Source organism: Streptomyces sp. NPDC054796, from assembly GCF_053611545.1.
The window spans coordinates 19,644-35,028 of record NZ_JBSHAO010000075.1 but is presented as its reverse complement, the minus strand read 5'-3'; the positions used below and the strand labels follow the sequence as shown (position 1 = coordinate 35,028).

Genomic DNA, 15,385 nt, shown 5'->3' with positions numbered 1-15,385 from the left:
ATGCTCCGCGACGGCACCTTCTACGAACCCCGCCTCCCTGAAACAACCGCCGCATGACCAGCTCAGGCTTGACGAAGGACATAGAGGCACCCCCCCCCGCGAAGGGGGCCCGCTCTAATTTTGCAGAACGTGCATCTTTGCATACTATGAAAGGCATGCCGAACAAAGCCGCCGAGCCAGGGCTGCGCGAGCGCAAGAAGCAGGCCACCCGCACCGCTCTGGCCGACGCGGCGATACGTCTGGCCGCCGAACACGGCGCCGAGAATGTGACCGTCGAGGCGATCAGCGACGCGGCGGGCGTCTCCCCGCGCACGTTCTTCAACTACTTCGACACACACGACGACGCCTTCGTCATGATCGACGCGGAGGTCGGCCAGCGGGTCCGCAGGACACTCCTGGACGCGCCCGCCGGACTGTCCCCCCTCGACGCCGTGCGCGAAGCGCTGGCCGCCGAACTGGTCGAGGTCGAGCAGCGACACGAGGTGTGGAACCTGCGCGCCAAGGTGCTCCAGAAGTCGCCGCACCTGCTCGTCCGCAGCCTCGGCGCCCACATGGCCGACGAACTGGAACTGGCCGCGGCCATCGCCCAGCGGCTGCGGCCCGAGGGCGACGCGGCGGCCGAGGAGCCGCCCGAAAGCCCCGAAGCTCCCGAACAGTGCGTGCCCGGCGCCGCGTTGGAGCTGTATCCGCGGCTGCTGGCCGCCGTCGCCGGCACCGCTGTACGGGTCTCCGTCGAGCACTGGTGCGCCCAGGGCACGGACGCCTCCTTCCCCGAGATCTTCCGGAGGGTGTTCGCGCACCTGGCCGCGGGACTCCCCCGGCCTCCGGCGGAGAGCTGACGGCCCCGCCCCGGCGGCCCGCCCCCACACTCTCCCCCTCTTCCCCCCTCTCGGCTCTCCCCCCTCCCCGCACTCCGCTCAGCCCCCTCCGTCCTCTCCGCACTTTCCGACGTCCGAAGAAGGAACCCGTGACCGCAACCGAGGCGCCCGAACAGGCGCCGACCTCCATGACCAACCGGCAGATACTCCAGGCCATGTCCGGGCTCATGGCCGGGATGTTCGTGGCCATCCTCGCGGGCACCGTCGTCGCCAACGCGCTGCCCCGCATCATCGCCGACCTGGGCGCCAGCCAGTCGTCCTACACCTGGGTGGTCACCTCCGAGCTGCTGGCCATGACGGCGACCGTCCCGCTGTGGGGCAAGCTGTCCGACCTCTACAACAAGAAGCTGCTGCTCCAGCTCTCGCTCTGCATGTTCGTCGTCGGCTCCCTGCTGGCGGGCTTCTCGCAGGGTGTCGGCCTGCTCATCTTCAGCCGGGTGATCCAGGGCATCGGCGCGGGCGGCCTGACGGCCCTCGCCCAGGTCGTGATGGCCGCGGTCATCCCGCCGCGGCGGCTGGGCAAGTACGCGGGCATCTTCGGCGCGGTCTTCGCCGTGGGCACCGTGGCGGGCCCTCTCGTCGGCGGTGTGCTCGTGGACACCTCGTGGCTGGGGTGGCGCTGGTGCTTCTTCATCGGTGTGCCCTTCGCGCTCCTCGCGATCCTGCTCCTCCAGCGCACCCTGCGGCTGCCCACGGTCCGCCGTGAGGTCAAGATCGACTATCTGGGCGCTTTCCTGATCGTCGCCGGTATCTGCGCGCTCCTCATCTGGACCTCGCTGGCGGGCAACGAGTTCGACTGGGCCTCCTGGCAGACCGCCGCGCTGACCGGCGGTGGCGTGCTGCTGCTCGTCGCGGCCGTCATCGTCGAGTCGCGGGTGCCCGAACCGATCATCCCGCTGGGCATCTTCCGCAACCGCACGGTCTCGCTGACCACCCTCGCCAGCCTGCTGGTGGGTGTGGCCATGTTCGGCGGCACCGTCTTCCTCTCGCAGTACTTCCAGATCGCGCTGGGCAAGTCCCCGACCGTGGCGGGCCTGATGAGCCTGCCGATGATCCTGGGTCTGCTCGTCTCCTCCACCGTCGCCGGGCAGATCATCAGCGCCACGGGCAAGTGGAAGGTCTACCTCGTCTCCGGTGCCGTGATCATGACGGCCGGGCTGGCGATGCTGTCGACGATCAGCGCCGACACCGGCTTCGGCCTCCTGAGCCTCTACATGGCGGTGCTGGGCGTCGGCGTCGGCATGCTGATGCAGAACCTGGTGCTCGCGGCGCAGAACGACGTGCCCGCCGCCGAGCTGGGCGCGGCGACCTCCGTGCTCTCCTTCTTCCGCAGCATGGGCGGCACGATCGGCACCAGCGTGCTGGGTGCCATCCTCGCCAACAGGGTGGCCGACGAGATGACCAAGAGCCTGGGCCAGGCCGGTCAGGCCCCCGGCGGCGGCTCGGCCGAGGGCAGCGTCCCCGACATGTCCACCCTGCCCGCGCCGCTGCGGGAGATAGTGGAGAACGCGTACGGCATCGCCACGGCCGACCTCTTCCTGATCGCCGCGCCGTTCGCGGCCCTCGCCCTGGTCGCGGTGGTGTTCATCAAGGAGAAGCCGCTGAAGACCACCAGCGGCATGGAGCGGCTGGCGCAGGAGAGCGACGGGCCCGTCGCGGAGGGCGGCGCGGCGAAGCCTGCCGACGCCGCCACCCCTGTGGGCTGACCCTCCCGGCTCCCCTGTTCCGTCCCGCCCGTTCGCGCCGCCACTCCGGGAGTGCGGACGGGCGGCACGTGACGTTCACTTACCGGCCAGTAAGGTGGGTCTCCCGGGCCGTCCCACACCCTCTGGAGACCCCATGGCACGCACCTTCAGCGTTTCCGGCAGTGTCGTCATCGCGGCGGAAGCGTCCGCGATATACGACCAGGTCAGCGACCCGAGGCGGATGGGCGAGTGGAGCCCGGAGAACCTCGGCGCCACCCTCCGCGACGCGGGCGGGAGCGCGGACACGAGTGGGGTCTCGGGCGGGGACGGCGGCGCGGTCGTCCGCACCGGCACCGTCTTCGACGGCCGCAACAAGCGCGGCGCCTTCCGCTGGACCACCCGCTGCACGGTCACGGCAGCCGAGCCCGGCACACGCTTCGCCTTCCGCGTGCACGCCATCGGCCTGCGGCGTCCGAGGCTGCCGGGCCCCATCGCCACCTGGGAGTACCGCTTCGAACCCGCAGAAGGCGGTACCCGGGTCACGGAGACCTGGACGGATGACCGGCGCCGCTGGCCCGACGCGCTGGCAAACGCGTTCGACCGCGTGGCGACGCGCGGCCACACCTTCGCCGACTTCCAGCGCGGAAACATCCGCAGAACGCTCGACAACCTCAAGGCAGCGATGGAGCGTACGGGGCCCGGGGCCCGCTGAGCGCCGGTCGTTGCCGCGTTCCCATGGTGGAGGGCGACACGGCCGGCGCCATCGGCGCCCGGTTTCGGCAGCGCCTCGGGTGGCACCACCCGTGAGAAGCTCCTTCCCCCTGTGTGCTCCTATGGCCGTGGACGGTGACGATGTACGCGATACCTCTGGGTGAGGACGGCGCCGAGCTGCGCCCGCTGGAGCCGTGGCAGGCCGAGGAGTTCCTGGCCCACATGGACCGGGGACGGGAGTACGTCGCGCGGTACATCTCCCTCCCCACCCTCGTCACGGACCTGGACTCGGCGCGGGCGTTCCTCCAGTCGTACGCGGACAAGACCGCGACCGACACCGGGCGGCTCTGCGGCATCTGGGCGGGCGGCAAGCTCGTCGGCTCGGTCATCTTCCGGACGATGAACATCGCGCAGGGGACGGCGGAGGCGGGCTGCTGGCTGGAGCCGTCGGCGGCGGGGAAGGGGCTGGTGACGCGGGCCGTGCGGGTGCTGATCGACTGGGCCGTCGAGGAGCGGGGCGTCCACCGTGTGGAGTGGGTGGTCGCTTCCGGGAACGAGACCAGCATCGCCGTGGCACGGCGCCTCGGCATGAGCCGAGACGGCGTGCGACGGGAGAGCTACCTGTACCGGGGCGTACGGCACGACATGGAGATCTGGTCGATCCTCGCCCCTCAGTGGCGCGCGGCCAGGTCGTGACGTGGGTGTGGTTCGGGTGGGCCCCCCTGGCTGGGCTCAGCGGCGGTAGGTGAGGCCGTAGCCGTAAGGGAAGAGCGGTTTCTTGCCGTCGCCCACGTTGATGGGCTGCTGCGCCGCGTCCCTCATCCAGGTCACCGGGAGCTTGCCGCCGGGCTTGTGGTCGCCGTAGAGCACGTCGGAGACACCGTTGCCCTCCGTGCCCGGCAGCCAGGACGCCAGCAGCGCGTCCCAGCCGGGGAGTTCGTCAGCGATGTCCAGCGGCCGTCCTGAGACGAGCACGACGGCCACGGGCACGCCGGACGCCTTCAGCCGGGCCAGTGTCTCCAGGTCCTCCTGGTCCAGGCCCAGGGAGCCGGGTCTGTCGCCCTCTCCCTCCGCGTAGGGGGTCTCGCCGACGACGGCCACGGCGACGTCGTAGCTGTCGTCGATGCCGTCGCCGTGCCGGTCGTAGGTGACGTCCGAGGGGTCGCGGGCCTCGGAGCGGATGCCGTCGAGGATGGTGGTGCCCGGTGTGATGGGGCCGCTGGAGCCCTGCCAGGTGATGGTCCAGCCGCCGCTCTGGTTGCCGATGTCGTCCGCGTTCTTGCCCGCGACGAAGACCTTGTCGCGCTTGCCGAGCGGGAGCGTCCTGTCCTCGTTCTTCAGCAGCACCTGCGACTCGCGTACGGCCTCGCGGGCCACCGCGCGGTGCTTCGCGGAGCCGACCTTCCCGGTGTAGGAGCGGTCGGTGAAGGGGTTCTCGAAGAGGCCGAGTTCGAACTTCTTGGTGAGGATGCGGCGGTTGGCGTCGTCGATCCTCGACATCGGGACGCGGCCGGCGTCCACCTCGGCGCGCAGCAGTTGCGTGAACTTCTTGTAGTCGTAGGGCACCATCACCATGTCGATCCCGGCGTTGATCCCCTTGCGCACCTCCTCGGCGGTGAACCCGCTCTCGCCGTCGAGCTGGTCGATGCCCGCCCAGTCGGAGATGACGAAGCCGTCGAAGCCCAGTTCCTTCTTGAGGACGTCCGTGAGCAGGTAGCGGTGGCCGTGCATCTTGACGTCGTTCCAACTGCTGAAGGAGACCATCACGGAGCCGACGTCGCGCCTGACCGCCTCCTTGAAGGGCGGCAGGTGCACGGCGCGCAGCTCGGCCTCGCTCAGCTCGGTGTTGCCCTGGTCGTCGCCGCCGGTCGTGCCGCCGTCGCCGAGGTAGTGCTTGGCGGTGGCCATGACGGAGCCCGGCGCGTCGAGGGAGCGGCCCTGCATGCCGCTGATCTCCGAGGTCATCGCGGTGGCGAGCTGGGGCACCTCGCCGAAGGACTCGTAGGTGCGGCCCCAGCGGTCGTCGCGGGCCACGCACAGGCAGGGGGCGAAGTTCCAGTCGATGCCGGTGCCCGCGACCTCGGCCGCCGTGACCCGGCCGACCTCGCGCACCAGGCCCGGGTCCCTGGTGGCACCGAGCCCGATGTTGTGCGGGAAGACGGTGGCACCCTTGACGTTGCCGTGTCCGTGCACGGCGTCCACGCCGTAGATCATGGGGATGCCCAGCGGGGTGCTCAGCGCGGTCCGCTGGAAGCTGTCGTACATGTCCGCCCAGGCGGCGGGGTTGTTCGTGGCGGGCGTGGAACCGCCGCCGGAGAGCACCGAGCCGAGCCGGTAGGTGGCGAGGTCGGACTGCTCGGTCAGTGACCCGCGTTCCGCCTGCGTCATCTGGCCGATCTTGTCGTCCAGGGTCATGCGGGAGAGCAGGTCCTCGACTCGCTCGGCGACCGGCAGCCGCGCGTCGCGGTAGTCGGCGCCCGCGCCCGGGCGGGCGGCGGCGGTGGCGGTGGCCTGCCCCGCCGACGGGACGACGGTCCCCGGACCCACGAGCAGCGCGGCGATGCTCGCTCCGAGGGCGAGGCGGCATAGGTGTCTTCGTTTCACAAGTTCCCCTCCTGCACGGAGGCTTGTCAGCCTCAACGGGTGGAAGCGTTCACAATGTAAAGACGTCACTTCTCCCGGGAAACCCCTGTGACAGCGCCGCGTGCACGTGCCCCGGCCCTTTCGCCCCCACGGCGCGCTGGATCGGCCCACGCGGAGTGGATCGCTTCACGCATTGAACGTAGGCGGGTGCGCGACGGGGGACGTAGCCGCGTACGCCCCCGGCCCCCGTCAGGAGCTGAGGAGGGCTCAGGTGCCGAGCAGGGCGCGGACCGCCGTCGTGGAGACCTTCTCGACGAGGTCGATGCCGGTCCGGTGCGAGGGCTGCCCGTCGGACAGGACGGCGATGAGCAGCGTGCGCCCGTCGGACTCGATGCGGCCGATGCTGTTGACGTCCCACAGGCCCGTGGCCGAGCGCGGCAGCCAGCCGTTCTTGAGCGCGACGGTGGTCTCGGCCTCGGCGGCGGCGGAGACGCCCCAGCGCTGGCCCTTGACGACACCGGTCATCAGGGTCCTGATGTACTCGCGCGAGTCGGCGGAGAGCGGGGAGCCCTCGCCGAACACGGCTTGCAGCAGGGCGAGTTGGTCGCCCGCCGTGGTCTGGGTCAGGCCCCAGTGCAGGTTCGTGCCGCCGGTCGTCGCCTCCAGGCCGAGGCGCTTGTTCGCGGCGTCCAGGCCCGGGGCTCCCCCGATGGCCTGCCAGAGCGCGTCGGCCGCCGTGTTGTCACTGCTGCGGATCATCGCGGACGCCAGCCGCTTCTGCTCGGCGGTGAGGTGGCTGTCGCGGTCCTGGGTCCGCAGCAGCAGGGCCGCGAGGATGTCGACCTTGACGATGCTCGCGCAGTCGAAGGTCTCGGAGTCCTTCTTCGCGCCGTGGACGACGGACTCCCCGCTCTCCACGTCCTCGACGGCGACGGCGTAGCTGCCGGAGCTTTCCGGCAGCGCCTCCAGCGCCTCGCGCACGGCGCGGTCGAGGTCCACCGAGGGCGAGGGTTCCGGCGACGGGGAGGCGGAGGACCTGCCGGACGAGGCCGACGGCGAGCCCGAGGCCCGTGCGGCCAGCGTGTCCTTGCCTGGTTCCTCGCACGACATCGTCGCGGTGAGGGCCAATAAGGCCGCTGCCGCGGGCAGCGCTCTGCAACGTGATATCCGGGGCACGTCGCGGACGTTAAGCAGCGGAGATGAGAGCCGCATGTGAAGCGCGTCAACTCTGAGCAAGAAAATTCGCCCGTACGAGGGCAGCGGGGTGGTCACCGAAGCCTCTTGGGTCCCCTGAGTCACCTGAGTCCCGGGCGTAACTGAAGTGACGGGCACGGTGAGCCGACGTACCGTAAGGCCGCCGCATCCGCGACACCGAGAGCGAGCCCAGCATGTCCACCTCCCACACCGGCGCCTCGGCCGGGACGAGCGGCACGAGCGGCGGCCCCTTCGCCGCCTGGCTCCGTGCGGGCGCGACCCCGCTCACCACCCTCGACCCCGACGCCGCCCTCGACGAACTGGAGCCGCTGCGCGAGCTCGTCGGCGATGCCCGCGTCGTCGCGCTCGGCGAGAACTCGCACTTCATCCGCGAGTTCGCCCTCGCCCGCACCCGCCTGCTGCGCTTCCTGGTCGAGCGCTGCGGCTTCACCGTCCTCGCCTTCGAGTACGGCTTCAGCGAGGGCTTCGCCCTGGACGACTGGACACAGGGCGCAGGACCTGACGACGCCCTGGAGCGCTACAGCGCAGCGGCGCTCCCCATGGGCATCGAGGAACCGCTGCGCCGTCTGCGCGCGCACAACCGCACCGCGCCGCACCCGGTGCGGTTCGCCGGGATCGACATCCCCGAGGCGGGCGGCTCGCTGCTGCCCGCGCTGGAGCCGGTCGTCGGCTATCTGCGCGAGGTCGACCCCGAGCTGCTGCCGCTGGCCGAGTCGGCGCTGGAGATCGCTCGGCGCTTCGCGGGCGGGTCCGGGGCCGTCGCGGCGCCCGCCTGGGCTCGGCTGGAGACGTCCGAGCAGGACGCGCTGAGCGCGGCGCTGGCCCGGCTGCTGACGCGGTTCCGTGCCGTGGAACCGCTCTACGTGGACCGCGGCGACCAGCGCGGCTTCGACATCGCGCTGCGGAGGGTGGAGGGCGCGTGCCACGCGGACTACACGTTCCGGGCCATGGCCGGGCTCTTCGCGGGGAACGGGCTGACCGCCGACACCTCGGCCCGCGAGGTCTACATGGCCGGTTCGGTGCGCTGGCACCTGGACCACGCCGAGCCGGGGACCCGTATCGTCCTGGCGGCGCACAACGCCCACATCATGAAGGAACCGGTCTCCTTCTCCGGCCACCTCACCGGGCTGCCCATGGGCCAGCACCTCCACCGCGCCCTCGGGGACGACTACGTCGCGCTCGCGCTGACCAGCGTCACCGGCGACACCGCCGAGATGCGCCGCGACGAGAGCGCACGCTTCGGCTTCGTCGTCGAGGACACGCCCCTGGGCGATCCCGAGCCCGGAAGCATCGAGTCCGCGTTCGCCGGGGCGGGCCTCGGGCTCGCCCTCGCCGATCTGCGGCGGGCGCCCGAGCAGGTTCAGGACGCCGCCCCCGACCGGATCCGGATACAGGGCTCCTACCTCCACACCCCCGTCCTCGACGCCTTCGACGGTGTGCTGGCCGTGCCGTCCTCCACCGTGGACGAGGGCGCCCCGGCACCAGAGAGCGACGGGGCCGGGGCGCTCAGGAGCACGTAGCGGCCGACGTGGCCGACGTGGCCGCTACACGTCCCTCGTCCCGATGACGACGGTGGCGCTCAGCTCGTCGCAGGAGACCAGCGCCGGGGCCAGCCCGCCCCGGGCGACCGCCTCGACGCTGCGCTCCGCCTGGCGCTCGCTCGTCTCGACCAGCATCCGGCCGCCGGGCGCCAGCCACTGCCGGGCCTCCCGGCTCACCCGGCGCTGGACGTCGAGACCGTCCGCGCCGCCGTCGAGCGCGCTGCGCGGCTCGTGGTCCCGCGCCTCGGGTGGCAGCAGTCCTATCGCGTCGGTGGGCACATAGGGCGCGTTGACGACGAGTACGTCGACGCGCCCGCGCAGCGTGGGCGGCAGCGGTGCGTAGAGGTCGCCCTCGTGGACCCGGCCGCCCACGGCGGCGACGTTGCGGCGGGCACAGCGCACCGCCTCGGGGTCGATGTCGGCGGCGTACAGCTCGACGCCGTCCGCACCGGAGGCCAGCGCGGCACCCACGGCACCCGAGCCGCAGCACAGGTCGAGGACGACGGACGAGGCGCCGACGAAGGGCATGGCCTGGCGCACCAGGAACTCGGTGCGGCGCCGTGGCACGAACACACCGGGGCCCACGGCTATCCGGAGACCGCAGAACTCGGCCCAGCCCAGGACGTGTTCGAGGGGGAAGCCGTCGGCGCGGCGCTCCACCATGGCGGAGAGTTCGGCGGGTGTGCGGGCCGCCGAGACCAGCAGTTCCGCCTCGTCCTCGGCGAAGACGCAGCCCGCCGCGCGCAGCCTGCCGACGACGGCGGAAGGGGTGTCGGAGGCGGCAGAGATGGCGGAGGTGTCAGAGGTGACGGAGGTGTGGAGGGAAGGGGTGAGCGACATGGGGGAGGAGCCTTTCGGGATACCGACGGGCCCCCTCGGTCACCTGCGCCGCATGGACCGTACGACCGTGAACGAGGGCACCCGACCTGACACAGCGGTAATGGGTCCCACCTCCCTCGGTACGTCTACGTCCACTGCTGGGTCCGGCAACCTTACCCGAGAGTCACCCCCGTCGCCCCACCCCCGCCGTCGAAGGTGTGGCCGTACTGCGCCGCCTGCGCGCTGTACATCGCGCGGTAGCGGCCCGCCGGGTCGGCCATGAGCGCCGCGTGGTCGCCCTGCTCGGCGACCCGGCCCTCGTGGAGGACGTAGATGTGGTCGGCGTGCGCGGTCGCGGCCAGCCGGTGGGTGATCAGGACGACGGCGGTGCCGTCGGCCGTCATCTCGCGCAGCCGCGCGAAGGCGTCGATCTCTGCCTGCGGATCCAGGGCCGAGGTGGGCTCGTCGACCAGTACGAAGGGCGCGCGGCGGTAGCGGATGCGGGCGTTCGCGAGCTTCTGCCACTGGCCTCCGGAGACCTGGGTGCCGCGTTCGTAGCCCTTGACGACGATGCTGTCCCAGCCGTACGGGAGGCTGTCGACGAACTCGTGCGCGTCGGCGTCCCGTGCGGCTGTCTCCAGCCGCCGCTGGTCCGGCGGTCCGGAGGGGTCGCCGATGGTCACATTGGTGCCCGCGGTCATCTGCCAGCGGGGGAAGTCCTGGCCGAGCAGGGCCACTTGGCCGAATACCTGGTCGCGGTCGGCCTCGCGCAGCTCGACGGCGATCTCCTCCGTCTCCGTCTCCGTCCCCGTCTCCGTCTCCGTCTCCGTCTCCGTCTCCGCGCGATCCGTACGGTCCGCGCCGCGCTCCCCCAGCCACCACACCTGCCCGCCGGTGGGGAGCAGCAGTCCGGCGAGGACCTTGGCGAGGGTGGTCTTGCCCGAGCCGTTCGCGCCGACGAGTGCCACCACGGTCCCGCGCGGCACCGAGAGGCTGACCTCCTCCAGCGAGGGCCGCTCGGCGCCCGGATAGGTGAAGGACACGCCCTCCAGCCGGATCTCGCGCACCCTCTCCGGCAGCGGCCTGCCCGACACGGGGATGGCGTGGCGCGCGGCGACCGCGCACGCCTCCTCGGTGTCGTTGAGGTAGAGCGTCTCCTCGTACATCCGGTTGAGCTGCGAGACCAGGGCCGTCAGCTTGCCTGTGGAGGTGCGGATGGCGATCACCGCTGTGCCGCCCACGGCCAGCGGCATCCCGCCCCCGGTGAGCAGCAGCCACAGCACTCCGTACGCGGCGAGTCCGGCCATCCCGGAGAAGCCGGAGGCGATCAACTGGGTGCCCGCCTGGGCGCGCGAGAGCCTGCGCTGTTCGCGCTCCATCGACCCCGACATCTCCTCGTACGCGCGCAGCAGCAGCCCTCCCGCGCCGTGCGCGCGGACCTCGGGCGCCGCGTGAGGGAGCGTCAGGTACTGCAACAGCACGGCGATGGCGCGACGGTGGTCGATCCAGTGCAGCCTGGACGCGTACTCGCGGCGTGCCGAGCGCACCGCGCCCCAGCCCTTGGGCACCGCCACCAGGACGAGCATCGGGAGCAGGACGGGGTGCAGTGTCATCAGCACGGCCCCGGCCGCCGCCAGCCCGATCAGCGCGTTCACCACCGAGACGGACAGGCCGATCATGCGACGCGACGAGTCCGTGCCGAACCTGCCCGCCTCCAGCAGGCGTTGCACCTCGGGTTCCTCCGTCGCGCGCAGCTCGACGCGGCACGTCGCGGCGTAGTAGCGCGCCGAGATCCGGCGCTCGACCTGCGGTTCCATGCGGCCCGAGGAAGCGACCGAGACGGCGGCGAGCACAGAAGTGCACATCGCGACGAGCGTGACGGCGAGCAGCGCGGGCAGCGCCTGGTGGAGCCGCTGGGGTGTGGGGCCGCCCGCGAAGAGTTCGGTGAGCACGCGGTTGGTGGCCACCAGCGCGAAGGCACCGGCCAGGCCCTGGCCGAACTCTGCGGCCACGAGGGAGCAGAGCGCGGGCCTGTCCACCTCCCAGGCCGCGCGCACCACCACGCCCACCATCCGGGGCAGTGCCTTGGCCATGCCCCAGAAGCCCACCCGTAACAGGGGGCTCTCATGGCGCACGAACGGCAGGTCGTAACGGAGTTTGCCGCCGAAGAGGCGCTTCTCGGCGGCCGAGACATCGTCCTCGTCCCCCGTAAGCCTGCCGCCACGACGCGGGCGCGAATGCCGCACTGTCACAAGCACACCTCTTCCTCGGTACCGCAGTTGGGCGGGACGGGTAGGTCGCGTGCGGAGGCGAGCGTGGTGGCGCGGGAGACGTGGAGAGACGCGTCACCTTTCTCTCACACACAGCCCCTGGCTGATCACAGACAGTGGATCTACACTCCCTCAAACGCGCCGGTAACTTGCGGCGCCTTCCGGCCGTGCCTGTCTCCGCACGCGCCGCCTTCCCTCCGCCCGCTCGCCTGGAGAAGCTGTGACTCCCCCACACGCCGGCGCCCTCATCCGCCGCCGCCCCTCCCGTCAGTCCTTCCCTCAGTCCTTCCGCCAGTCATTCCGTCAGCCGTCGCCGTTCGGATCCGCCGCGTGACCGGGGAGCTGGCGGACGACCGCTTCCTCTCCATCGCGCTGTTCCTGCTCTTCCTCGCCTGCTGTCTTTCCCTCTCGATGTGGGCCAGTCCCGATCTGCGCGACGAGGACAGCCTCTTCACCGACACCGACCGCCCTGGGCCGATGCGCAGCGGCCTCGCCTTCACGGGTGACTTCATCTCCGTCGCCGGGGTGCTCTACCTCATCGGCATCGTCGCCGTCGCCGGTACGGACGGCGTCCTCGTCGTCGCCGCCGCCGCTGCCTCGCCCCTGCTGATGCGCCGCTGGCTGGCCGGGAAGCTGCCGATCAGGAAGGGTTGGTCGTTCGGCGACGTGCTGGCGCACCGGCTCCCGTCGGGCCCCGCGCGCCGGGCCGCCGCGACCGGCGCCCTCGTGGCGACGGTGCCGCTGCTGGTGGCCCAGCTCGTGCCGATCGGCCAGATCACCGCCGCGCTGATGGGCCTGCCGGGTGAGGCCGGTGAGCAGGCGGGCATCGTGCTGGTCGGCGCGCTGATGCTGGCCTGCGTCACGATCGGGGGCGCGCGCGGTGCGACGGCGCTCCAGATCTGCAAGGCCGCCGCTTTCCTGGTCATGGGGCCGCTGCTGTGCTGCCTGGTCCTCTTCCAGTTCCACTGGGACCCGGCCGCCATGCTCAACGCCGCCTCCCGCGCCCAGGGTTCGGCCGACGCGTATCTGTCGTTCGGCGGGCTGTTCGGCACAGACCTCACGGGGATGCTGGACCTGGTGAGCATCACGGTGACCGTGCTGCTGGGTGCCGCGTTCCTGCCGTATCTGGTGACCCGGCTCTCGGGGTGCGACGAGGTGTGGATCGCGCGGCGGGCCGCGGGGTGGGGCGCCGGTGCGGTGATCCTGCTGTGCACCGCGGCCGTGATCCTCGGCTTCGGCCTCCGGGCCCTCGTCGGGGCGCGCGAGCTGGCCGAACAGGGCCCGCGCGGCGGCAACAACCTGCTGCTGCTCGCGGCGGCGCTGGACGGCAACGGCACCGGACACCCCGGCATGCTGCTGACGTTCGTCTCGTGCGCGGCCTTCCTGACCGTGCTGGCATCCGCGTCCGTGCTGCTGCTTTCCGCCTCGGCCTCGCTGGTGCACGACCTGGGGTGGGGCGCGGGCACGGGTGCGGGCACGGGTGCGGGGAGCGGTCGCGGAGCCGCCGCGAAGGGGCAGGCCCCCGTGCCGGGTCAGGCTTCCCCGGCACGGCACATGCCGGGCAACGTACGGGCCCGGCTGGCCCTGTTGGGCGTCGGCGCCGTGTGCCTCGTGCTGGCGGTGGTGGCACGCGAGGTCAACCCCCAGTTCTGGCTGACGCTGACCTACGCCCAGGCGGCCTCGGTGCTGCTGCCCGCGCTGTGCTACTCGCTGGGCCGCCGCCCCTTCCCCCTCGCCGCGCTGCGGCGGTGCGTGTACGGGGGCACGGCGGTCACGCTCGCCCTGGTCGCGTTCTCCCCCGCGATGTCGGGGGCGCCGGACGCGGTGTTCCCGCACGCCGACTGGCAGTTGTGGCCGCTGTACGCACCGGGGCTCGTCAGTGTTCCGGCCGGGTTCGTGCTGGGCGCGATCCGCAGGGCGGGCGAGGGGGCCCCGGACTCCGGTACGAGGCCCGCGCCCGGACCCGGCCCCGGACCCGGGCCCATGGGAACGGTGCCGCCGCAGGACCCGAGGGGCGGCACGGCGCGGGACGAACTCGCGGGCCGCTGACGGGAGTTGACGGGCCGGGTGGGCGGGGCGGGCGGCGTCGACGGGAGGGGGCCGGGCCCGGCGGGGCTGGTCAGCGCACCTCGCGCAGGGCCGCGCGGAGCTCCGCGATCCCCTCGTGGAGGGACGCGGTCGTGCACGCCGCGTAGCCCAGTACGAGCCCGGGTCGCCGCGGACACTGGCTGTGCCAGGACAGTGGCTGGGTCTTGACGCCACGCGCGAGCGCCGCCGCCGCGAGGCCGGTATCGGGAAACACCCCGTCGAAAGTGACCGTCAGATGGAGACCGGCGGCGGCGCCGTGGACCGTCGCGTCGGGCAGATGCGCGCGTATCGCCTCGATCATCGCGTCCCGTCGCCGCCGGTGCCGCCCGCGGAGAAGCCGTAGCTGCCGCTCCAGCTCCCCCGACTCCATCAGCGCGGCCAGGACCAGTTGCGGCAGCGCGGCGTTGCCCTGGTCGGCGAAGCGCTTGGCCGCGATCAGCGCGTCGCGGTACGTCGAGGGCACCAGCACCCAGCCGACGCGCAGGGCCGGGGCCAGCAGTTTTGAGACGCTTCCCGCGTAGCAGACGTGCTCGGGGAGCACGGACCGCAGGGCGGGGACCGGCGGCCGGTCGTAGCGGTGCTCGGCGTCGTAGTCGTCCTCGACGACGAGTCCGCCCTCGTGCGTCGCCCAGCGCATCAGGGCACGGCGTCTCGCGCCGTCGAGCACGACTCCGGTCGGGAACTGGTGAGCGGGGGTGAGCAGCACGGCGGGCGCGCCCGTGGCGCGCAACTCATCGACACGTACCCCGTCCGCGTCGACCGCGACCGGCGGCGTCTCCAGCCGGTGCCCGCGCAGCAGTTGGCGCACACCGAGCGACCCCGGCTCCTCGACGGCCACCCGGGTGATCCCACGGTCCCTGAAGACCTGGCCGAGCAGGGCCAGCGCCTGTGTGGTGCCCGCCGTGATGACGACCTCGTCCGCCGGCACGACGATCCCACGGTTGCGAGCGAGCCAGGCAGCGACGGCGTGCCGCAGCTCCGGGGCCCCGCGCGGGTCGACGTAGCCGAGGGCGGAGGCGGGGAGGTCCCTGAGCACGGCCCGTTCGGCCCGCATCCATCGCGTACGCGGAAAGACCGTCAGGTCGGGCAGGCCGGGCGAGAGATCGATACGCGCCGGGGCCGCGCGCAGGGTGTCGAAGACGTCCGCTGCGGGCGCAGCGGCGAACAGCGCTCCGGCCGCCCCGCCTTCCCCCGCCCGGCCCCCGGGCCTGGGCCCCGAATCCGGAGGGAGAGGGGGAGGCCGGAGCGCCAGGGCCGGAGGGATGGGCGGCGCGGGAACGGCGACGACGACCGTTCCCCCGCGCCCCCGCCCCTCCACCTGCCCGGCCTCGGCCAGACGCTGGTACGCCTCGGTCACGACCCCTCGGGAGACCCGCAGTTCGGCGGCGAGGACGCGGGTCGCGGGGAGCCTGCTGCCCACGGGCAGCCGGCCGTCGGCGAGGGCGAGCCGGAGCCGCCCCGTCAGCCAGTCGGCGAGCCCGCCGACGGGCGCCTCTCCGGTGTCGAGCTGGAGGAAGTCCGATCCGGCGCTTATGGACCCCTCAGGGCAGCTTCCATTGGACCTGTTCACCGGGCCATTGTGACGACAGGGTCGA

The 15,385-nt window shown here is 72.2% G+C and carries 11 protein-coding genes; 6 read left to right on the top strand and 5 right to left on the bottom strand.

Features of this window, described 5'->3' with window-relative positions; all coding sequences use genetic code 11:
* The first annotated feature begins 146 nt into the window (after positions 1-146).
* From ACWGJ2_RS36370 to ACWGJ2_RS36355, 4 genes are all read left to right on the top strand, one after another.
* Positions 147-839, top strand: a complete 693-nt coding sequence (locus ACWGJ2_RS36370; RefSeq protein ID WP_453350647.1) for a TetR family transcriptional regulator — start codon at positions 147-149, stop codon at positions 837-839.
* Between the two features lie 167 nt (positions 840-1,006).
* Complete coding sequence (locus tag ACWGJ2_RS36365) at positions 1,007-2,584, top strand: DHA2 family efflux MFS transporter permease subunit (protein WP_453350649.1); 1,578 nt, start codon at positions 1,007-1,009, stop codon at positions 2,582-2,584.
* A 133-nt stretch (positions 2,585-2,717) separates the two neighbouring features.
* The gene (locus ACWGJ2_RS36360) at positions 2,718-3,275 is read left to right on the top strand and encodes an SRPBCC family protein (RefSeq protein ID WP_453350646.1); all 558 of its coding nucleotides are present in this window, start codon (positions 2,718-2,720) and stop codon (positions 3,273-3,275) included.
* 140 nt (positions 3,276-3,415) lie between these two features.
* Positions 3,416-3,970 carry a GNAT family N-acetyltransferase gene (locus ACWGJ2_RS36355; RefSeq protein WP_453350645.1) on the top strand — a complete coding sequence of 185 codons (555 nt, stop codon included), beginning with the start codon at positions 3,416-3,418 and terminating at the stop codon, positions 3,968-3,970.
* Between the two features lie 36 nt (positions 3,971-4,006).
* Here ACWGJ2_RS36355 and ACWGJ2_RS36350 read toward each other — a convergent pair whose 3' ends face one another.
* Positions 4,007-5,878 (bottom strand): glycoside hydrolase family 3 protein, encoded by a 1,872-nt coding sequence (locus ACWGJ2_RS36350; RefSeq protein WP_453350644.1) that lies wholly within the window; start codon positions 5,876-5,878, stop codon positions 4,007-4,009.
* 246 nt (positions 5,879-6,124) lie between these two features.
* Complete coding sequence (locus tag ACWGJ2_RS36345; RefSeq protein ID WP_453350643.1) at positions 6,125-7,033, bottom strand: serine hydrolase; 909 nt, start codon at positions 7,031-7,033, stop codon at positions 6,125-6,127.
* 212 nt (positions 7,034-7,245) lie between these two features.
* On the opposite strand from ACWGJ2_RS36345, the gene ACWGJ2_RS36340 reads away from it, so the two are divergent.
* Entirely contained in the window at positions 7,246-8,592 is a 1,347-nt protein-coding gene (locus ACWGJ2_RS36340; protein ID WP_453350642.1) for an erythromycin esterase family protein, read from the top strand.
* A 24-nt stretch (positions 8,593-8,616) separates the two neighbouring features.
* Here ACWGJ2_RS36340 and ACWGJ2_RS36335 read toward each other — a convergent pair whose 3' ends face one another.
* Both ACWGJ2_RS36335 and ACWGJ2_RS36330 read right to left on the bottom strand, forming a co-directional pair.
* The gene (locus tag ACWGJ2_RS36335; RefSeq protein WP_453350641.1) at positions 8,617-9,453 is read right to left on the bottom strand and encodes a putative protein N(5)-glutamine methyltransferase; all 837 of its coding nucleotides are present in this window, start codon (positions 9,451-9,453) and stop codon (positions 8,617-8,619) included.
* 152 nt (positions 9,454-9,605) lie between these two features.
* The gene (locus tag ACWGJ2_RS36330) at positions 9,606-11,684 is read right to left on the bottom strand and encodes an ATP-binding cassette domain-containing protein (RefSeq protein ID WP_453350640.1); all 2,079 of its coding nucleotides are present in this window, start codon (positions 11,682-11,684) and stop codon (positions 9,606-9,608) included.
* A gap of 348 nt (positions 11,685-12,032) precedes the next feature.
* On the opposite strand from ACWGJ2_RS36330, the gene ACWGJ2_RS36325 reads away from it, so the two are divergent.
* The gene (locus ACWGJ2_RS36325; RefSeq protein ID WP_453350639.1) at positions 12,033-13,751 is read left to right on the top strand and encodes a sodium:solute symporter family transporter; all 1,719 of its coding nucleotides are present in this window, start codon (positions 12,033-12,035) and stop codon (positions 13,749-13,751) included.
* Positions 13,752-13,821: 70 nt separating this feature from the next.
* On the opposite strand, the gene pdxR is transcribed toward ACWGJ2_RS36325, so the two are convergent.
* A complete protein-coding gene (gene pdxR / locus ACWGJ2_RS36320; protein ID WP_453350638.1) occupies positions 13,822-15,360 on the bottom strand; it encodes a MocR-like pyridoxine biosynthesis transcription factor PdxR in 1,539 nt (512 codons plus the stop codon).
* Positions 15,361-15,385: the final 25 nt, after the last annotated feature.